This is a genomic window from Clostridium sp. AM49-4BH (genome assembly GCF_003478335.1).
Taxonomy (GTDB): domain Bacteria; phylum Bacillota; class Clostridia; order Lachnospirales; family Lachnospiraceae; genus Butyribacter.
In genome coordinates, this window is record NZ_QUFB01000128.1 from 1 (window position 1) to 1,100 (window position 1,100).

The following is a 1,100-nucleotide window of genomic DNA, read 5'->3' on the forward strand; positions in this document are numbered from 1 at the left end:
AAATATAATTCATCCAACGAATCAAATTTTCTGTAATCAATAAAGGTATTCTCTGGGATAAATCTTGATATATCTTCTGCACCATAATAAACAGGAACACAACCTGAAAAAAAAGCATCAAAAATTTTTTCAGTTATATATCCAGACTTACTTTTCATATTTTCAAAACAGATTGAAAATTTATATTTCGCCATTGTGTAAAGCTTATCCTCTACTTTTCCGCGATAACTTGTCCGGTCTGACTTATTCCAACCAAATCCATATAAGTCAAATTCTATATTGTTTTGTTCAAAATATTGTATTATATTTAACCTCTCAGAATATAGTTCATTTCTATCGGTACTATGTTTATTTCCACATATCATTGTTATAAATTTCTTATTGTCATAAGGAGTATCCCATAATTTTTTAGGCATTACCTGCGGATAAAAAAATTGAAAGTACCTTTTATTATCGACCATTCTTTCATCCCATGTCATAATTTTATTGAACCATTTATGATTCTTTTTGTCGTAAGATGCCCTAAAAACTGTTGGCGGCTCTTGGATAATCAAAATTGCTTTGCATTTTCTGTTCAATTTGCTGTATTTATAAAAATAATCCTGCTCCCATTTTTTCTTAAATATATATTTCAACCAATCCGTTAATCTATTCATGGTCAACCTGGACGCATTATTCAAATCTTGGAACAACCAAACATCAATTTCCTCTTTATTATCATACATATCCACTGTATGATATTCATGTCCCAATTCTTCTAAACGCTCTTTTAATTTTATTCCCGGTAACAATAAATTTTGACCTATGCTACACATAGCAGGATCAAATAATTTATCGTTTGAATATGCCTCACCATATGGAGTTACAATTGCAATCTTCATCTATTTCTTCACCTTTTTTGTCAATTTATAAGCTAAACTTGCTGGCACTGAAAATATATCTGCAATTCGAAGCATCCTTTCGTATTTGATAGTACTAATTTTTGATACTTTCAATTCTTGATGCATTTTTTCAAGATATCTTACAGCTTTTTTATAACTAATACATTTTGAAGTTTGTCTTGCTAACAATCGTCTAAAATACCATTTAAAATATTTTGT

General features: G+C 29.3%; 2 protein-coding genes. Both read right to left on the reverse strand.

From position 1 onward, the window contains the following. A partial coding sequence (locus DW981_RS14700) for a glycosyltransferase family 10 (protein ID WP_118508251.1) occupies nucleotides 1-881 on the reverse strand: 881 nt, incomplete at its 3' end. Further along, nucleotides 882-1,100 (reverse strand): hypothetical protein (locus DW981_RS15445; protein ID WP_207664018.1); only part of this gene is annotated, 219 nt, incomplete at its 5' end. It lies immediately after the preceding gene.